The sequence below is a fragment of the Variovorax sp. OK605 genome (assembly GCF_900115445.1).
Taxonomy (GTDB): Bacteria; Pseudomonadota; Gammaproteobacteria; order Burkholderiales; family Burkholderiaceae_C; genus Variovorax.
The window spans coordinates 303,213-321,857 of sequence record NZ_FOWL01000004.1; the positions used below are offsets into that span (position 1 = coordinate 303,213).

The following is an 18,645-nucleotide window of genomic DNA, read 5'->3' on the forward strand; positions in this document are numbered from 1 at the left end:
ACGATGAAGATCCGGTATTTCCTGACGGCGTTGATGGTGCCGTTCGTCACATTGCTGACGCACGCGGCGATCACGGGGGTCAGTCCGATGACGACCCTCAACAACATGGCTTCGGCGGTCTCGGCGGCCGTGGCCGACCCGCGGCCCCTGCAGGGGCCGGGCCTGGGCAACCTCACCTACACCTCGGCGGAGCTGTTCAAGCCGGTGTCGATGATCACCAGCCCGGCGCACCCGCTCGATCCGGCGCACAGCAGCGCCTACGAGTCGCGCGAGGTGCCGGCCACGTACCCGGGCCGCAAGGACTACGGCATGAACGCCGGCATCATGATCAACGGCTACTTCCTCACCTCGTTCGCACCCGACAGCGGCCTCGGCCCGGGCGGCTTCCTGCTGTACGACGTGTCGAACCCGCGCCAGATCCAGCTGGTCAAGAAGATCTACGAACCCGAGGCCCGCACCAAGGAGTTCCGCGAAACGCACTCCTTCGGCACCGCGAAGATCGGCGGCAAGACGTACGTGGTGCTGCCCAGCATCAACGGCGTCGAGTTCTGGGACTTCACCGACGTCAACGACATCAAGCAGGTCAAGAAGCTGGCGCTGCCCGGCGTCAACGGCGGCGACTACGAAGACGTGAGCTGGCAGCTCTGGTGGCAGGCGCCCTACCTGTACGTGGCATCGGCGGGCCGCGGCATCTTCATCGTCGATGCGCGCGACCCGGCCAACGCCGTGGTCGCCAACCGCGGTGCGGGCAAGCCCAACCCGGTGCCCACGGGCGAGCTCGGCAACTTCCGCGTCGGTCCGATCTTCACCATGGGCAACACCATGGTGCTGACCGCGATGGAAAGCAACGGCGGCTTCTCCAGCCTGGACATCTCCGACCCGCTGAACCCCAAGGTGCTCGACGCCATCGTCGGCACCACGCCGTTCTATTACGCCACCTGCTTCGACGGCAAGAACCTGCACGCCTCGGCCCGCAACAGCGGCGCCAAGATGTACAGCTACGACCTGAGCGACCGCACGCACTTCGTCGCGCAGGACAACCGGCTGGTCATCGACGAGCAGCTGTACTGCGCCACGCAGGACAACTACGTGATCCAGGGCGCGCAGACGCGCATCCACAAGGTCGACGTGAGCAATCCGCTGAACCACGTGGAGGTGGGCCGCGGCAGCATCCTGCGCGAGGACGACCCGAACTTCACGCACTCCGACAACGGCCAGGTCGCGATGTTCGGCAACCTGGTCTTCGTGGGCAACGACCACGGCTCGGGCAGCGGCTTCGTGGTGCATGCGGTGGACCCCGACATCACCAAGCCCGAGGTCAAGCAGGTCTCGCCGGCCAACGGCGCCAGGCAGCAGGCGCTGACATCGCGCATCGGCCTGGGCATGACCGACAACATCCGGCCCGAGAGCGTGAACGCCAACACCTTCATCGTGCGCCCGGTGGGCGGCAACACGCTGGCCGGCACCTACAGCGTGCAGCTGGGCATCGTCAACTTCTCGCCCGACCTGCCGCTGTCGCCCGGCACCAGCTACGAGGTGTTCCTGCCCGCCAACGGCGTCAAGGACTATGCGGGCAATGCCATTGCCGCGGACTACCGGTCGACCTTCAACACCGGCAACGCGACCGACATCAACCTGATGCACTACTGGACGCTGGCGGGCAACCTCACCGACCAGATCGGCAACAACAGCGGCACGCCGGGCTCGGACGCGTTCGAGAGCATCGGCCTGAACTTCGCCAACCGCACCGCGGGCGTGCCGCTGAAGAACGATTCGGTGGCCACCGTGCTCGCCGGCACCGCCTCGCTGAGCTTCTACATGAAGACCACGCAGGCGGGCGGCGCCAACTCGTGGACCGCGCCCGGCATCTTCGGGCGCGACCAGGCCAGCGGCACGGACGACGTGTTCTGGGGCTGGATCGACGGCAGCGGGCGCATCAAGCTGTCGGTGGGCAACGAGGCCGGCACCACCTCCACCGCGGTGGTGAACGACGGCACGTGGCACCACGTGGTGCTGACGCGCGATGCGGCCTCCGGCGCGCAGACCGTGTACGTCGACGGCGTGAAGACCGCCTCCGCCGGGCTCACCGGCAACAAGGGCCTTGCGAACAAGTTCAGCGTGCTGGGCCAGATCCAGGGCAACGCGGCGCTCTTCAAGGGCGCGCTGGCGGAGGTGCGCGTGTACGGCCGCGTGCTCACCGACAGCGAAGTGGCCACGCTGCGCGGGCAGGCCATCATCGGCGACCCCGGCATCGGCGGCGGCCCGAAGGTCGTCAACGGCCAGCTGGTGTTCAACCCGGCCACGCTGGGCAGCGGCGGCGCGCAGTTCCGCTGGAACTTCGGCAACGGCACGCAGACGGCCTTCTCGAACCAGCCCAACTACACCTACACCTACACCAGCCCCGGCCACTACACCGTGACGCTGACGGTGAAGGACGCGAGCGGGCGCGAGACCTACCACACCTACAACGTGACCGTCATCGCGCCGGTCACGGCCACCGCGCCCACGCACACCACCAACATCGCGGGCGACGCCAACTCGGTGTACTCGGTCAACCCCGACAGCGGCACGGTGGCCGCCATCGACGCGCAGACCCTGGCCAAGCGCTGGGAGACGCGCGTGGGCGACGAGCCCAAGACGCTGGCCGTGGGACCCGACGGCCGCATCTGGGTGTCGGTGCACGGCGAGGATAAGCTGGTGGCGCTGAACGCGGCCGACGGCGCGATCTCGGCGAGCGTGTCGCTGGCCTACGGCAGCGGCCCCTACGGCGTGGTCTTCACGCCCGACGGCAGCAAGGGCCTGCTCACGCTGGAGAGCAAGTCGGCGCTGATGAGCTTCAACCCGGCCAACGGCAACGCCACCGGCACGGTCACGCTGCAGGGCGACGTGCGCGGCATCGCGGTGAGCGCCGACTCGCAGGTGGCCTACGTGACGCGCTTCAAGTCGAAGATGACCGGCGGGCAGCTGCACAAGGTGAACCTGCAGAGCCTGGGCGCCATCGGCACCATCGCGCTGCCGGTGGACACCACCACCGTGGACACCGAGAGCCGCGCGCGCGGCGTGGCCAACTACCTCAGCCAGGTGGTGATCTCGCCCGACGGCACGCGCGCCGTGCTGCCTTCGAAGAAGGACAACATCGTGCGCGGGCGATTCCGCGACAACAAGGACCTGGTGCACGACCAGACGGTGCGCTCCATCCTGTCGCAGGTCGACCTGCAGCAGGCCAGCGAGAACTTCGGCGAGCAGATCGACTTCGACGACCGGGCGCCGGCGCGTGCGGCGCTGTTCTCTCCGGCGGGCGACTACATCTTCGTGGCGCAGATGGAGGGCAACCGCGTGGCGATCGTCGACACCTACACCCGCTCGGTGCGCGGCGAGATCAACGCCAGCAGCGCGCCGCACGGGCTGTACCTGGACGCGGCGCGCAAGCGGCTGTTCGTCAACAACTTCCTGGCGCGCTCGGTCACGGTGCACGACGTGGCGGCGGTGCTCACGGCCGAGACCAACGCCGCCACCTTCCTGCAGAACGTGCAGACGGTGGCCACCGAGCCCATGGCCGCGGCGGCGCTGCGCGGCAAGCAGGTGTTCTACAACGCCTCCGACCGGCGCATGAGCAAGGACAACTACCTGTCCTGCGCAAGCTGCCACGCGGACGGCGGCGACGACGGCATGGTGTGGGACTTCACCCAGCGCGGCGAAGGCCTGCGCCGCACCATCAGCCTGCAGGGGCGGCGCGGCACCAGCCACGGCAAGCTGCACTGGACGGCCAACTTCGACGAGGTGCAGGACTTCGAGAACGACATCCGCAACGAGTTCGGCGGCACCGGCTTCCTGAGCAACGCCGACTTCACGGCCACCGCCGATCCGCTGGGCGCGCCCAAGGCCGGCAAGAACGCGCAGCTGGACGATCTGGCCGCCTACCTGACCTCGCTGAACAAGTACATGCGCAGCCCGGCACGCGCCGCGGACGGCAACCTCAGCGTGGAGGCGGTGCGCGGGCAGACCGTGTTCGGCACGGCGCAGTGCGCCACCTGCCACACCGGCGGCACCCTGCGCGACGGGCTGCGGCACGACGTGGGCACGATCCAGCTCTCGTCGGGCAAGGGCAGCAACCAGCCGCTGGCGGGCGTGGGCTTCGACACGCCGACGCTGTCGGGCACGTGGAACGCGACCTCGTTCTTCCACAACGGCCAGGCAGCCACGCTGCAGGACGTGCTCAACAGCGGCCACGGCAACGCCAACGGCCTGCCGCCCGCGGACGTGGTGGCGCTGCGCGAGTACGTGCGCTCGCTGGACACGGCGCCGCCGTTCGTCGCGCGCCTGCGCTCCGAGCTCAGCGGCATGTGCGTGAACATCAAGGGCGGCGCCACGGCGAGCGGCACGACCGCGGTGCAGTGGCCTTGCGGCACCGCGAGCCACGAGAAGTTCACGGTGACGCCGATCCTCGGCGGCTACGTGCAGTTCGTGGCCGAGCACAGCGGGCTGTGCCTGGCGCAGAACGGCACGGCGACCACCAACGCGCCGGTGGTGCAGGTGGCCTGCTCGGCGGGCAACACGACGCAGTGGAGCGTGGTGGGCGGCGCGCTGAAGAACCGAGCCTCGGGCTCGTGCCTGGACGTGCCGAACAGCTCGACCACGCAGGACACGGCGCTCATCACCTGGACCTGCAACGGCGGCAACAACCAGAACTGGGCGCAGCTGCCCTGACGGCCGGCATCCGTTAAAAGCCGCCCAAAGCCGCCAGAGAGCCGCCCGAAAGCCGCCCGTTCCCACGGGCGGCTTTTTTTCGTCCGCGCTGCGCGCGCCCCATGACCTCCCACGTCATGGACCGCATGCACCGCATTTGGGAAAGTACCTCCATCGACCCATCAACCAACCAGGAGAAAACACCATGACCGGCTTCAACATCCTTCCCCTCGCAGTCGCCTTGCTGATCGGCGTCGCGGCCCTCGGCTCCTGCCTCGGCATCGGCCTGGTCGGCCAGAAGTTCCTGGAGAGCACCGCGCGCCAGCCCGAGCTGGTCGACACGCTGCAGACCAAGTTCTTCCTGGTGGCGGGCGTGACCGACGGCGCATTCATCATCGCCACCGGCATCGGCCTGTGGTTCGCGACGGCCAATCCTTTCGGCTGACAGCAGCCGGCTTCGGCACCACGAAGTGACACCTTGCACTGGCACCATTCGTGCTAGCACCGTTGACACCGAATTGTTTATGGTTAAAGTATTTAGCTATCAACGGTTCGATGTCGCCGGTGCCGCATGGAGCGGGGCCGGCGCTTCGTTTCATCCTTCCCTGCCGGAGAACCCATGAGCCACCTGTCCCCGAAGTCGCCCGCGCTGCCGCGCACCCTGCTCTCGCTGCTGCTGTGCGGCGCGGCCCTCGGTACCGCGGTGTCGGCCGTGGCCGCACCGGTCAAGGTGGGCTTGGCCCTCGATATTTCAGGGCCATTCGCCGCGCTGGGCGCCGAGGCGCGCGACGGCTTCGCGCTGGGCATCAAGCAGCTGGGCGGCAAGCTCGGCGGGCAGGACGTCGAGTTCGTGCAGGCCGACATGGCCGGCAGCCCCGACCAGGCCAAGCAGCTGGTCGACCGCATGATCCAGCGCGACAAGATCGACATCTTCAGCGGCCCCATCGGCTCCAACGTGGCGCTGGCCGTGGGCCCCACGCTGTTCAACGCCAAGGTGCCGTACCTGTCGGCCAACGCCGGCCCGAGCCAGTTCGCCGGCGCGCAGTGCAATGCCTATTTCTTCGGCACCGCCTACCAGAACGACCAGTTCCACGAGGCCGCCGGCAAGTTCGCGCAAGACCGCGCGTTCAAGAAGATCGTGCTGATCGCCCCCAACTACCCGGCCGGCAAGGACGCGCTGGGCGGTTTCAAGCGCCAGTTCAAGGGCCAGGTGGCCGACGAGCTCTACACCAAGCTCGGCCAGATCGACTACGCCGCCGAGCTCGCGCAACTGCGCGCGTCCAAGCCCGACTCGATCTACTTCTTCCTGCCCGGCGCGATGGGCATCAACTTCATCAAGCAGTTCGTGGGCGCGGGCCTGTCGAAGGACATCACGCTGGTGACCAGCGGCTTCTCGGCCGACGAGGACGTGATCGGCGCCGTGGGCGACCCGATGCTCGGCCTGTTCAACACCTCGCACTGGGCGCACGACCTGGACAACGCGGCCAACAAGTCCTTCGTGGCCGCGTTCCGCAAGGAATACAACGGCCGCTACCCGTCGGTGTACGCGGCGCAGGCCTACGACGCGATCCTCGCGATGGATGCGGCCGTGAAGCAATCGGGCGGCAACGCGCAGAACCGCGAGGCCGTGGTGGCCGCGCTGAAGAAGGCCAACTACGCCTCGACGCGCGGCAACTTCAAGTACGCGAACAACCATTACCCCATCGAGAACTTCTACCTGCGCGTGATCGGCAAGGACGCGCAGGGCAAGGTCACGAACAAGCTGATCAACACGGTGCTGACCAACTACGGCGACTCCTACGCCGAAAAGTGCCCGCTGAAGTAAGGCTCGCCCCCAGGCTCCGCGGCACTGCATGTCGCTTCTCCTTCCCCCTGCCGGGGGCAACACCCGAGGCCCGGCAAAGCCGGTTCCTCGGTGTTTCTTGAATCTCGCGTGGCCAAACTCCTTCTGATCCTATGAGTGGAATTCTTGTTCTCGAGCAGCTGCTCAACGGCCTGGGCTACGGCCTGATGCTGTTCCTGCTGGCCGCGGGGCTCACGCTGGTGTTCGGCATCATGGACGTGCTGAACCTCGCGCATGGCTCGCTCTTCATGGCCGGCGCCTACGTGGCGGCCGAGGCGCACACGCGCACCGGCTCGTTCACCGCGGCCATCGTCATCGCGGTGGCGGTCACGGTGGTGGTGGCGCTGCTGCTCGAAGTGCTGCTGATGCGCCGGCTCTACACGCGCGACCACCTCGCGCAGGTGCTCGCCACCTTCGGCGTGATCCTGGTGGCCGACGACATCGTGAAGATGATCTGGGGGCCCTCGCCGGTGATGGCACCGACACCGGCCGCGCTGTCGGGACCGGTCGAGCTCATGGACGGCCTGCCCTACCCGGCCTACCGCCTCGTCATTCTCGCGGGCGGCCTGCTGGTGGCGCTGGCGCTGTACCTGCTGGTGAACCACACGCGCATCGGCATGCGGGTGCGCGCGGGCGCGTCCGACCGGCCGATGGCCGAGCTCATGGGCGTGCGCGTGGGCCGCATCTTCAACGGCGTGTTCCTGCTGGGTGCGGCGCTGGCCGCGCTGGCCGGCGCGCTGATGGGGCCGATCGTCGCGGTGCAGGTCGGCATGGGCGAGGCCATCCTGATTCCGGCGCTGGTGGTGCTGGTGATCGGGGGCATCGGTTCGGTGCGCGGCGCCTTCGTGGCCGCACTGCTCGTGGGCGTGGTCGACACCGTCGGGCGCGCCTTCGTGCCGATGCTGCTGCGCGCCACGCTGCCGCCGGCCACCGCGGCCGACCTGGGCCCGCTGTTCGCCGAAGTCGCGATGTACGCGCTGATGGTGGTGGTCTTGATCTTCCGGCCCTCGGGGCTGTTCTCGGCGCGCGCATGAAGTCCTCTCTTCTTTCTTCACGCTACCTCGGCGTCGGCCTGCTCTTCGTGCTGCTCGCGGCGTTCCCGCTGGTGGCGCCGCTGTTCGGCCTGGAGTTCTACATCGGCTTCGTGCGGCGCGTGCTCATCGTGGCGCTGGCCGCGGCCAGCCTCAACTTCGTCCTGGGCTTCGGCGGCATGGTGGCGCTGGGGCATGCGGGCTTCATCGGCATGGGCGCGTACACGGTGGTGGCGCTCAGCGACGCGGGCGTCATGTCGGGCTGGATCCTGTGGCCCGCCGCGGCCATCGTCGCGGGGCTGGTGGCCGCGCTGATCGGCACGGTGGCGCTGCGCACGCGCGGCGTGTACTTCATCATGACCACGCTGGCCTTCGCGCAGATGCTGTACTTCGTCGTGGTGTCGCTGCGCAAGTACGGCGGCGACGACGGCTACACGCTCATGTCGCGGCCCACGCTGCTGCCGGGGCTGGACCTGGGCAACGAGTCGACCTTCTACTGGGTGGTGCTGGTGGTCGTGGCGCTGGCGCTGTGGTGGCTGCACCGCGCGACGCAATCGCGCTTCGGCCACGCGCTCATGGGCATCCGCGACAACGAGACGCGCATGCGCGCGCTGGGCTACCCGGTGTTCCGCCTGCAGCTGGTGGCGTTCGCCATCGCGGGCGCCATCGCGGGCCTGGCCGGCGCGCTGCTGGCCGGCGGCAACGGCTTCGTGAGCCCGGCCACCATGCACTGGACGCAGTCGGCCACGCTGCTGGTGATGGTGGTGATCGGCGGGCTCGGCCGCAGCTGGGGCGGGCCGGTGGGCGCCGTCGTCTGGCTGGTGCTCGAGGAGGCGCTGAAGCAGCACACCGAGCACTGGCACATGCCGCTGGGCCTGCTGCTGATCGCTGTGGCACTGTGGGCGCCCAAGGGACTGGCCGCCCTGTCCCGCCGCCGCAAGGCCGCCCTCACCCCGAGCAAGACGACACCATGAGCCTTTTCAGAATCGAAGGGTTGGTCAAGCGCTTCGGCGGCCTGCTGGCGACCGACCATGTGAACCTCACCGTGGAGCGCGGCGAAGTGCATGCGCTGATCGGGCCGAACGGCGCGGGCAAGACCACGCTGGTGAACCTGATCACCGGGCTGCTGAAGGCCGACGCCGGCCGCCTGCTGCTCGACGAGCGCGACATCACCGCGCTGAAGGACCACCAGCGCGTGGCCGCGGGCATGTCGCGCTGCTTCCAGGTGACGCGCGTGTTCCCCAAGGAAACCGTGCACGACAACCTGATGCTCGCGGCGCAGGCCCATGCGGGCAGCAGCCTGCGCTTCATGGCGCCGCGCGCGAAAGAGCGCGACCTGGTCGACCGCGCCGTGGCGCTGGCCGAGCGCGTGGGCCTGGCCAGCGAGCGCGAACGCATTGCCGGCACGCTGCCGCACGGCGCACAGCGCGCGCTCGACGTGGCGCTGGCGCTGGCGGCCGAACCCAAGCTGCTGCTGCTCGACGAGCCGATGGCCGGCATGGGCCCCGACGAGTCGGCGCGCATGGTGTCGCTGATCGAATCGCTGCGCGCGTCGATGGCCATCCTGCTGATCGAGCACGACATGGACGCGGTGTTCCGCCTGGCCAACCGCCTCACGGTGCTGGTGCAGGGCAAGGTGCTGATGAGCGGCACGGCCGACGAAGTGCGGGGCCACCCCGACGTACAGGCCGTCTACCTGGGCACCGAAGCGGAAGGCCACTCATGAGCGCAGCCACCACATTGCTCGAAGCGAAATCCATCGAGGCCGGCTACGGCGCCAGCCAGGTGCTGTTCGGCATCGACGTCGACATCCGCCCCGGCGAGGTGCTCGCGCTGCTGGGCCGCAACGGCATGGGCAAGAGCACGCTGCTGAAGGTGCTGACGGGCACGCTCTCGCCGATGCGCGGCAGCGTGCACTTCGGCGGCGCGGCCATCGGCGGCCACAAGCCCGACGCCATTGCGCGGCGCGGCGTGGCCATCGTGCCCGAGGGCCGGCACGTGTTCCCCAACCTCAGCGTGGACGAGCACCTGCGCGCCTTCGCGCGGCCGCGCCCGGGCAGCGCGCCGCGCTGGACCGTCGAGGCGCTGTACGGGCTGTTCCCGCGCCTCGCGGAGCGCAAGGCCAACGCGGGCAACCAGCTCTCGGGCGGCGAGCAGCAGATGCTGGCCATTGCGCGGGCGCTCTCCACGCACCCGCGCCTGCTGATCCTCGACGAAGCCACCGAGGGCCTGGCCCCGGTGATCCGCGAGGAGATCTGGAACTGCATCGCCACGCTCAAGGCCGAGGGCGAGGCGATCCTGGTGGTCGACAAGTACGTGCAGCGCCTGCTGCCGCTGGCCAACCGCCACGTGATCCTGGAACGCGGGCGCGTGGTGTGGCAAGGCGACTCGGCCGCGCTGGACGCCGACCGTTCGCTGTGGACGCGCTACCTGGGCGTCTAGACCCCATCCCGACGGTCTAGGCTGCGCCAACCGCCGCGGCGTGCCGCGCACCCGCGGTGCGCAGCGCCAGCACCAGGACCACCGCGGCGCAGGCCGCGATGCCCGCCACCATCGGCAGCGGCTTGCCGTTGGCGAACGGCGCAACGAGCGCCACCATCACCGCGCCGCCCGCGAAGTTCATCGTGCCGATCAGGGCCGACGCGGTGCCCGCGAGCGCCGCATGCCCTTCCATCGCCAGCACGAAGGTCGCGGGCACGATCAGCCCGTTGAGGCCGTAGCCCACCATCAGCAGCAGCACCAGCACCGCGAGCCGGTCGACACCTGCCAGCGTCAGCACCAGCAGTGCCCCGACCGCCGCGGCCTGCACCATGACCGCCGTGCGCAGCACGCGCCGGATGCCGAAGCGCGCCACCAGCCAGCCATTGACCTGCGACAGCGCCAGCAGCGACACCGCGTTGAGCGCGAACAGCACCGCATACAGTCGCGGCGACACGCCGAAATGCGCGCTCATCACAAAGGGCGAATTGGCCACGTACACGAAGAAGCCCGACACGGTGAACGACGCCATGAAGGCCAGCGTCATGAAGTGGCGGTCGCGCAGCAGCACGCCGTAGCCGGCCATCGCGCTGCGCAGGTTGCTCGACAGGCGCGCCGCCGCGGGCCGCGTCTCGGGCAGGAAGACCAGCAGCATCGCCAGCCCCGCGAGCCCCAGCGCGGCAACCACGCCGAACACCGCGCGCCAGCCCACCGATTCGGCCACGACGCTGCCGACCAGCGGGGCAAGAATCGGCGACACGCTGTAGACCATGAGCAGCAGCGACATCATGCGTGCCGCCTCGGGGCCGGTGTACAGGTCGCGCACCACGGCGCGCGGCGTGACCATGCAGGCGCAGGCGCCGAGCCCCTGCAGAAAGCGCAGCGCAATCAGCACGCCGACACTCGGCGCCAGCGCGCAGCCGATGCTGGCCAGCATGAACAGCACAAGCCCCGCGACCATCGGCCGCCGTCGCCCGAACATGTCCGACAGCGGCCCCGCCACCAGCTGGCCGGCGCCGACCGCGATGAAGAAGGCCATCAGGCTGGCCTGCATCGCATGCGGGTCGGCGCCCAGCGCATGCCCGATGGCGGGCAGCGCCGGCAGGTACATGTCGATGGCGAAAGGGCCGATCGTGGTGAGCAGGCCCAACACGATGGCGTAGCGGGAAACTTGAGCGTTCGAGGTGGACATGCGCCCATGGTCGCGCTTCGGGCTGAATGATTGAATAATCAACAGCCCGCTTTTCTTCTTCATTCGTACAAAAACCATGGACCCCTTGTCCGATGTGCTGTCGATGCTCACGGTGAGCAGCACGCTGTCGTCGCGCTTCGAGGCGCGCGGCCGCTGGGCATTTCGCTACCCGCGCTACGCCTCGCACATCAAGCTGGGCTGCGTGCTCACGGGCCGGCTGCGCATGCAGATCGACGGCGCCGCCAAGCCGGTGCAACTGGAAACGGGCGATTTCTACCTGCTGACCAATGGCCAGCCTTTCATGGCGTGCACCGACCCGCCGGGCCCGCTGCAGGACGGCGTGCAGGCCAGCCGCGACCACCGGGGCGCCGACGGCGTGATGCGCTTCCGGGGCCAGGGTGCCGAAGTCGACGCCTCGCTCATCACCATGGCCACCGGCCGCTTCACGCTCGCCGGCGAAGCGAGCGAGCTGCTGCTGCGCCACCTGCCGCCATTGATCCACCTGCGCGCCAACGACCCCGGCGCGCGCCCGCTCGAAGGCCTGCTCGACCTGCTGGGCTGGGAAACGGCCGAGCTGCGGCCCGGCGCATCGATCGCGCGAACGAACCTGGCCGCGCTGGTGCTGGTGCAGGCGCTGCGCGTGCACCTGGCGAACGCGCCGCAGCCCGAAGGCTGGCTCGGCGCGATGGCCGATGCGCGCATCGGCGAGGCGCTGTCCCGCATGCACGGCGACATCGCGCAGCCGTGGACCGTGGAGCGCCTGGCGCAGTCGGCCGGCATGTCGCGCACGGCCTTCGCGCTGCGCTTCAAGGCCCTGACGGGATCGACGCCGCTCGACTACCTGGGCGGCTGGCGCATGACGGTGGCGCGCAACGCGCTGCGCCACAGCGACGAGGCCATTGCGCGCATTGCGCAGCGCATCGGCTACCAGTCGGAGACGGCGTTCAGCGCGGCGTTCCGGCGCACGGTGGGAGAAAGCCCGGGGCGCTTTCGCACGCTGGCGCGCGCGCGGCAAGACACCGCGAGCACCGCGGCGACCTGACGCAGCTCAGTCGGGCGCGGCGTCGAGCTGCAGCACCAGGTCGCGGCTGGCCTGGTTCATGCCGATGACGTCCACCGCGCTGCCGTGCTTGCGCAGCCGCTCGACCACCTTCTTCAGCGCGGCCACGGCCGTCACGTCCCAGAAATGCGCCTGCGAGACGTCGATGCGCACCGGCGCGCCGTCGATCTCGCGCACGTCGAAGGCGTCCACCAGCATGTCGGAGGACGCGAAGAACACCTGGCCGCTCACTCTGTAGACGCGTATGCCGTCGTCTTCCTGCGCCGCCTGCACGTGCAGCAGCCGCGCCACCTTGAAGGTGAAGAACACGCCGCTGAGCATCACGCCCGTGGCCACGCCGGCCGCGAGGTTGTCGGTGGCCACGGTGACGGCCACCGTGGCGAGCATCACGGCGCTGGACATGCGCGGGTGCCGCACCATCGCGCGCAGCGAACCCCAGTCGAAGGTCGAGGCCGACACCATCACCATGATGGCGACCAGCGCCGCCACCGGCACCTGCGACACCCAGGGCTTGAGCAGCACCATGAGGATCAGCAGGAACGCGCCCGCGAACAGCGTCGACAGCCGCCCGCGCCCGCCGTAGCGCACGTTGCTCACGGTCTGGCCGATCATTCCGCAGCCGGCGATGCCGCCGAAGAAGCTGGCCGCCACGTTGGCCACGCCGAGGCCGCTGCACTCGCGGTTCTTCGAGCTCGGCGTGTCGGTGAGCTCGTCGACCACGCTGGCCGTCATCATCGATTCGAGCAGGCCGACCATCGCGATGGCGAACGCCGGCAGCGCAATGATGCGCAGCGTGTCCAGCGTCAGCGGCACGTCGGGCAGCGCGAAGGCCGGCAGCGCACCGGGCAGTTGCCCCAGGTCGGCCACCGTCTTCAGCGGCAGGTCCAGCCAGTGGCCCGCGAGCGTCACCACCACGATGCACACCAGCGGCGACGGCACCGCCGTGGTGAGGCGCGGCAGCAGGTAGATGACGGCCAGCCCGAGCCCGACCATGGCCCAGGTCGCGGTGTTGGCGCCGATGAAGTGCGGCATCTGCGCCGCGAAGATCAGGATGGCCAGCGCATTGACGAAGCCCGTGCGCACCGACGACGACACGAAGCGCATCAGCACGCCCAGGCGCAGCAGGCCGAACACGATCTGCATGGCGCCCGCGAGCACACCGGCCGCCAGCAGGTACGGCAGGCCGTGCGCATGCACCAGCGGCGCGGCCACCAGCGCCACCGAGCCGGCCGCGGCCGACACCATGGCCGGCCGGCCGCCCGTGAACGCGATGACGATGCCGATGACGAAGGAGGCGAACAGCCCCACCGCCGGATCGACGCCGGCCACGAATGCGAAGGCGATGACTTCGGGAATGAGCGCGAAGGTGGCGACGGCGCCGGCCATCAGCTCGCGGGGAATGCTCGGGCACCACTCGGTGCGCAGGCGGCTGTGTGGGGAAGACATGAGGAAAAAGGAAAGCAGCCCGCATGCCGCATCGGTGGGCGGGCGGCGGTGCGAGGCGAGGGCAGGACGGCGGGGCCGGCGCGCGGCCCCACGGAGGTTGCGGCGGCCGGGGCCGCCGCGCGTCACTGCGCCCGCGTCAAGGAGGCGTCGGCCGCGAGCAGCCCGACTGCCGGCGGCGAATGGGAAAGCGGGGCATCCTCGGGCACATGGGCCGCGATTGTAGGCAGCGGCCTTTTCCTGCGCCCGTTGTCAGGCTTCAGACCGCGCGCGTGATGCCGCCATCCACGCGCAGGTTCTGACCCGTGATGTAGCCCGCGCCCTCCGACGCGAGGAAGCCGATGACCGCCGCGATCTCGCTGCTCTTGCCGTAGCGGCCCATCGGAATGCGCGAGCGGAACTCGGCCTTCTCGGGCAGGCTGTCGATGAAGCCGGGCAGCACGTTGTTCATGCGCACGTTCTGCGCGGCGTACTTGTCGGCGAAGAGCTTGGTGAAGGCCGCCAGCCCCGCGCGGAACACGCCCGAGGTGGGAAACACCGGGTCGGGCTCGAAGGCGGCGAAGGTCGAGATGTTGATGATCGTGCCGCCGCCCTGCTGCACCATCAGCGGCGCCACCAGCCGCGCGGGGCGCACCGCGCTCAGCAGGTACACGTCCATGCCGCGGTGCCAGTCCTCGTCGGTGATGTCCAGGATGGGCGCGCGCGGGCCGTGGCCGGCGCTGTTGACCAGCACGTCGACGCGGCCCCACTGGCGCACGACGTCGTCCACCAGCCGCTTCACGTCCTCGTTCGACTGGTTCGAGCCGGTCACGCCGATGCCGCCGAGCTCGGCGGCCAGCGCCTCGCCCTTGCCCGAGGACGACAGGATGGCCACGCGAAAACCGTCGTCCGCGAGTTTGCGCGCCGCGGCCGCGCCCATACCGCTGCCGCCCGCGGTGACGATGGCTACCTTCTGATCTGACATGGAGGGTTCCTTGGTTGCGATGAACCCCCGAATTTAGCCAGGCCGGGCCCGCGCCCGCGCGGCCATGGCTATTCGCCGATTTCCCAGCGCGGCTTCACGGGGAAGGCTTCGGCGTGCGGCCGCTCGAAGCGCCGGAGCTCCTCGTCCATCCGGTCCTGCGGGATCAGCGAGGGCACCGGCTCGGCCCGCGCGCGCGGGCCGGCCTTGTAGGGCCGCTGTTCGATCGGCAGGCGGCTCAGGGCCTGCAGCCAGGCCGCGGTGCCTGCGTCCATGAAGGCCGTGACGGCGGCCACGTCGGCGACGACGCGTTCGGCCATCTCTTCTTCCGACAGGTCGGACGCCTCGAGCCAGCTCATGTCGGCGAAGGTCTGCAGGAATTTCGCGCAGACGAAGTCGGAGAACGACGCATGTTCGATGCGGCTCTCCTCGGCGTCGTGCCACACGAAGGCCACGCCCACGGTGTCACCGCCGCCGGTGCCGGTGCCGGTGCCGTCCAGCGGCATCAGGCAGTAGGCGTCGCCCGCGCCCGACTGCGCGAAGGGCAGGAAGCGGCGGCCGTCCTGCCACTTCGCGTCGAGCCATTCGTCGACGGTGCCGGCCGCCTCGGCGGCGTCGATCCATTCGAAGTCGCTGAAGCTGGCCAGCGCGGGCGGGCCGCCGGCCAGCAGCTGCGCGAGCAGCGGCGGAATCTCGATGCCGGTGCGGCGTGACAGGTCGTCGAAACTCATCCCACTCACTCCGCTCACTCCGCTCATTCCATCCACCTCGCTCAGACCGAGGGCATCGTCGCCTGCATCGACGCGCGCTGGTTGAACGCGTCGAACCACTTCGCGCTGTTCGGCGCCTCGGCGCGCCAGTTCACGTCGGGGAAGCGGAAGTCCATGTAGCCCAGCGCGCAGGCGAAGGCGATGGTGCCGATGTCCACGCGCTCGCCGAACGACGGCGCCGCCGTCTCCAGCCATTCGAGGCCGGTGCGCACCTTGGCCAGCTGGCCGTCGGTCCAGTCGGCCCAGCGCAACTCCTCGGGGCGCAGCACGTTCTCGTAGCGCGCGAGCAGCGCGGCGCCGGTCATGCCGTCGGCCAGCGCGAGCTCGCTCAGGCGCGCCCAGCGCGCGGCGCCGTCGGCCGGGAACAGCTTGCCGCCGTGCGTGGCGTCCAGGTATTCGCAGATCACGCGGCTGTCGAACAGCACCTGGCCGTCACCGGTGAGGAAGGTCGGCACCTGGCCGAGCGGGTTCTTCGGAATGATGGTCGCGTCGCGCTTCACCGGGCCGGCCGCGCTGGGCAGCTTCTCGATGCGCTCGGCCACGCCGAGTTCGTGCGCCACGACCATGCACTTGCGCACGAAGGGGGATGCGGGGGAGAAGAAGATTTGCATGAAGAGCTTTTCGTTCGGAAGACGGGGTTCAGACGTTGGCGTGGGTGTTCGCGTCCACAGGGGCGCCCGCATCGGCGCTTGCATCGGTGTTCACGCTGGCGTTCGGGCCGTGGGCCAGGTGCATGCCGGCCACCCAGCCGAAGGTTAGCGCAGGGCCGAGCGTGATGCCCGGCGCAGGATACTCGCCGCCCATGACCGAGTGCATGTCGTTGCCGGCCACATAGAGCCCGGCGATGGGCGCGCCCTGCGCGTCGAGCGCACGCGCGTTGCCGTCGGCGCGGATGCCCAGCGCGGTGCCGATGTCGCCGGGGTACACCTTCACGCCGTAGAACGGCCCCTGCCGCACCGGCGCAAGGCAGGCGTTGGGCTGGTGCTCCGGGTCGCCGAGGTAGCGGTTGTAGGCGTCGCCGCCCTTGCCGAACGCCGGGTCCTGCCCCTGCGCGGCGAGCGGGTTGTACGTGGCCACGGTGCGCGCGAGGCCGGCGGCGTCCACGCCCGCCTGCTTCGCGAGGCCTTCGAGCGTGTCGGCACGGTAGAGATAGCCGGCGCGCACCAGGTGCTCGCGCGAGCGGCCGCCGGGCAGCGCGAGGCCCAGGCCCCACTTCTCCATGAAGGGGCTGTCGCACACCAGCAGCGCCGGAATGCTGGCGGCCTGGCCGTTCGCGCGGTACATGCCGCGCACGAACTCGTGGTACGAGGTCGACTCGTTGACGAAGCGCTCGCCGCGCGCATCGACCGCAATCAGCCCGGGCTTCGCGCGGTCCCACACCAGGTGCGGATAGCGCAGCACGCTGCCGTCGGGCCGCGTGAGCATCGACACCGGCGCCCACAGCGCCGGCCCCGCGTGCCCCGTGCCGAGCACGCCGCCGGCCTGCTGCGCGATCGCGATGCCTTCGCCCACGTTGTCCTGCGGCGACATCGAATACGGCCCGGTCGGCGCCGGATAGTGCTGCCCGCGCATCGCCGCGTTCCACGGAAAGCCACCGGTCGCGATCACCACGCCGCGCCGCGCCTGCACGGTGAGCGCCTTGCCGTCGCGGCGCAGCTGCACGCCCGTGACCTTGCCGCTCGCGTCCTTCTCCAGGCCGAGCGCCGGCGTGTCGAGCCAGAACGGAATGCCCTGCTGCAGCATGCTGTGAAAGAGCCGCCCCGCCAGTGCATTGCCCAGCAGCAGCCGCGTGCCGCGGTGGTGGCCGCCGAGCCGGTCGCCCGCGTAGCGCAGCACCATCTTCACGCCGTGCTTCCACGACGCGAACGAGCGCCACACGCCCAGCAGATGCTTCACGTCGGTCATGTTGACCATCATCCCGCCGAGCACGCAGAACTCGGGCAGCGGATCGCGCAGGGTCTTGAAGTACGCGCCCAGCAGCCGGCCGTCGAACTCGATCGGGTCGAGCGAGCGCCCGCCCATGGCCGCGCCCGCGCGGTCGGGGTAGTAGTCGGGCGAGTAGGTGCGCGCGGCCAGCTTCACGTCGGTGCGCTCGCGCAGGTAGCGCAAGGCTTGCGGGCCCGCGTCGAGGAAGGCGTGGCGCAGCTCCTCGTCGCCGGCCGCGCCCACCGTGTGGTGCAGGTAGGTCAGCGCCTTCTCGCGCGTGTCGGGGTGGCCGGCCGCCTCGGCCTGGTCGTTCAGCGGCACCCACACCGCGCCACCCGAGATCGCGGTCGAGCCGCCGATGCGGTCGGTCTTCTCGACCACCAGCACGTCCAGGCCCTCGAGCTTCGCGGTGAGGGCGGCGCTGAGCCCGCCCGCGCCGCTGCCGATGACGACGACGTCGTACGCGGTCTTTTCCTGTGGCTGAGCCATCACGACCCCGAGCCGCCGAGCGACTTGCCGCCGTCGACGAAGAGCACCTGCCCGGTCACGAAGCAGGTGGCGGGCGACGCGAAGAACACCACCGCGTTGGCGATGTCTTCCGGCGTGCCGGCCGCGCCCGTGGGCTGCAGCGCGAGCTGCGCGGCCAGCCGCTCGGGCGACAGCGCGCGCAGCAGCGGCGTGTCGATGAGCCCCGGCGCAATGGCGTTGACCATGATGCCGCGCGCGGCCAGCTCCATGGCGCTGGCGCGCGTGTAGCCCACCAGCGCGGCCTTCGAGGCCACGTAGTGCGCGTGGTTCTTCGCGCCCAGGTAGGCGCGCGAGGCGATGTTCACGATGCGCGCGCCGTTCGCCATCTTGCGCGCGGCCTCCTGCGTGAGCGTGGCCACGGCCAGCAGGTTCACCTCGTACATGCGGCGGAAGTCGGCCGAGCTCACGTCGAGGAAGGCGCGCTCGTCGAAGATGCCCGCGTTGTTGACCAGCGCCGTGAGCGGCGGCAGCGCCTGCACCATGGCGCGCACCGCGGCCTCGTCGGTGAGGTCGATGGCGCGGCATTCCACGTCGAGGCCCGCGGCGCGCAGCGCCTGCGTCTCGCGCTCGGCGAGTTCGCCGTTGTAGTCGGCCATGACCACGCGCCAGCCGTCGCGCGCCATGCGCTCGACGATGGCGCGGCCCATGCCGCTGGCGCCGCCGGTGACGAGCGCGATCCGTTTGTCTTCACTGCTGTTGTTCATGGTTGTTCCGTTGAAGCGCGGTG

General features: G+C 69.9%; 15 protein-coding genes. 8 read left to right on the forward strand and 7 right to left on the reverse strand.

Annotated features, from left to right (window positions below):
* Positions 1 to 3 precede the first annotated feature (3 nt).
* The 7 genes from BM013_RS12905 to BM013_RS12935 all read left to right on the forward strand — a co-directional run bounded on the left by BM013_RS12905 (position 4) and on the right by BM013_RS12935 (position 10,002).
* Positions 4 to 4,707, forward strand: coding sequence for a LamG-like jellyroll fold domain-containing protein (locus BM013_RS12905; RefSeq protein ID WP_093127469.1), 4,704 nt, complete (start codon positions 4 to 6; stop codon positions 4,705 to 4,707).
* Positions 4,708 to 4,891: 184 nt separating this feature from the next.
* On the forward strand, positions 4,892 to 5,131 hold the full coding sequence (atpE, locus tag BM013_RS12910; RefSeq protein ID WP_012745530.1) for a F0F1 ATP synthase subunit C: 240 nt from the start codon (positions 4,892 to 4,894) through the stop codon (positions 5,129 to 5,131).
* Positions 5,132 to 5,305: 174 nt separating this feature from the next.
* Positions 5,306 to 6,511 carry an ABC transporter substrate-binding protein gene (locus tag BM013_RS12915; RefSeq protein WP_093127473.1) on the forward strand — a complete coding sequence of 402 codons (1,206 nt, stop codon included), beginning with the start codon at positions 5,306 to 5,308 and terminating at the stop codon, positions 6,509 to 6,511.
* A 131-nt stretch (positions 6,512 to 6,642) separates the two neighbouring features.
* Positions 6,643 to 7,563: a branched-chain amino acid ABC transporter permease gene (locus BM013_RS12920; protein ID WP_093127476.1), complete on the forward strand. Its 921-nt coding sequence runs from the start codon at positions 6,643 to 6,645 to the stop codon at positions 7,561 to 7,563.
* Positions 7,560 to 8,534, forward strand: coding sequence for a branched-chain amino acid ABC transporter permease (locus BM013_RS12925; protein WP_093127479.1), 975 nt, complete (start codon positions 7,560 to 7,562; stop codon positions 8,532 to 8,534). The genes BM013_RS12920 and BM013_RS12925 overlap by 4 nt, the downstream gene beginning before the upstream one ends.
* Entirely contained in the window at positions 8,531 to 9,286 is a 756-nt protein-coding gene (locus BM013_RS12930) for an ABC transporter ATP-binding protein (RefSeq protein ID WP_093127481.1), read from the forward strand. The genes BM013_RS12925 and BM013_RS12930 overlap by 4 nt, the downstream gene beginning before the upstream one ends.
* Complete coding sequence (locus BM013_RS12935) at positions 9,283 to 10,002, forward strand: ABC transporter ATP-binding protein (RefSeq protein WP_093127484.1); 720 nt, start codon at positions 9,283 to 9,285, stop codon at positions 10,000 to 10,002. The genes BM013_RS12930 and BM013_RS12935 overlap by 4 nt, the downstream gene beginning before the upstream one ends.
* Positions 10,003 to 10,018: 16 nt before the next feature.
* Here the strand turns inward: BM013_RS12935 and BM013_RS12940 are convergent, their stop codons facing one another.
* Entirely contained in the window at positions 10,019 to 11,230 is a 1,212-nt protein-coding gene (locus tag BM013_RS12940; protein ID WP_093127486.1) for a multidrug effflux MFS transporter, read from the reverse strand.
* A gap of 76 nt (positions 11,231 to 11,306) precedes the next feature.
* Here BM013_RS12940 and BM013_RS12945 point away from each other — a divergent pair, with 76 nt between their 5' ends.
* Complete coding sequence (locus BM013_RS12945) at positions 11,307 to 12,272, forward strand: AraC family transcriptional regulator (RefSeq protein ID WP_093127488.1); 966 nt, start codon at positions 11,307 to 11,309, stop codon at positions 12,270 to 12,272.
* A 6-nt stretch (positions 12,273 to 12,278) separates the two neighbouring features.
* On the opposite strand, the gene BM013_RS12950 is transcribed toward BM013_RS12945, so the two are convergent.
* The 6 genes from BM013_RS12950 to BM013_RS12975 form a co-directional block, all read right to left on the reverse strand.
* Positions 12,279 to 13,736, reverse strand: a complete 1,458-nt coding sequence (locus BM013_RS12950) for a SulP family inorganic anion transporter (RefSeq protein ID WP_093127491.1) — start codon at positions 13,734 to 13,736, stop codon at positions 12,279 to 12,281.
* 256 nt (positions 13,737 to 13,992) lie between these two features.
* Entirely contained in the window at positions 13,993 to 14,697 is a 705-nt protein-coding gene (locus BM013_RS12955) for an SDR family oxidoreductase (RefSeq protein ID WP_093127494.1), read from the reverse strand.
* Between the two features lie 68 nt (positions 14,698 to 14,765).
* On the reverse strand, positions 14,766 to 15,425 hold the full coding sequence (locus BM013_RS12960) for an SMI1/KNR4 family protein (protein WP_093127497.1): 660 nt from the start codon (positions 15,423 to 15,425) through the stop codon (positions 14,766 to 14,768).
* Positions 15,426 to 15,466: 41 nt separating this feature from the next.
* Positions 15,467 to 16,075, reverse strand: coding sequence for a glutathione S-transferase (locus BM013_RS12965; RefSeq protein WP_093127500.1), 609 nt, complete (start codon positions 16,073 to 16,075; stop codon positions 15,467 to 15,469).
* Between the two features lie 28 nt (positions 16,076 to 16,103).
* Positions 16,104 to 17,879: an FAD-dependent oxidoreductase gene (locus BM013_RS12970; RefSeq protein WP_093127503.1), complete on the reverse strand. Its 1,776-nt coding sequence runs from the start codon at positions 17,877 to 17,879 to the stop codon at positions 16,104 to 16,106.
* A complete protein-coding gene (locus BM013_RS12975) occupies positions 17,879 to 18,622 on the reverse strand; it encodes an SDR family NAD(P)-dependent oxidoreductase (RefSeq protein WP_093127506.1) in 744 nt (247 codons plus the stop codon). The genes BM013_RS12970 and BM013_RS12975 overlap by 1 nt, the downstream gene beginning before the upstream one ends.
* Positions 18,623 to 18,645: the final 23 nt, after the last annotated feature.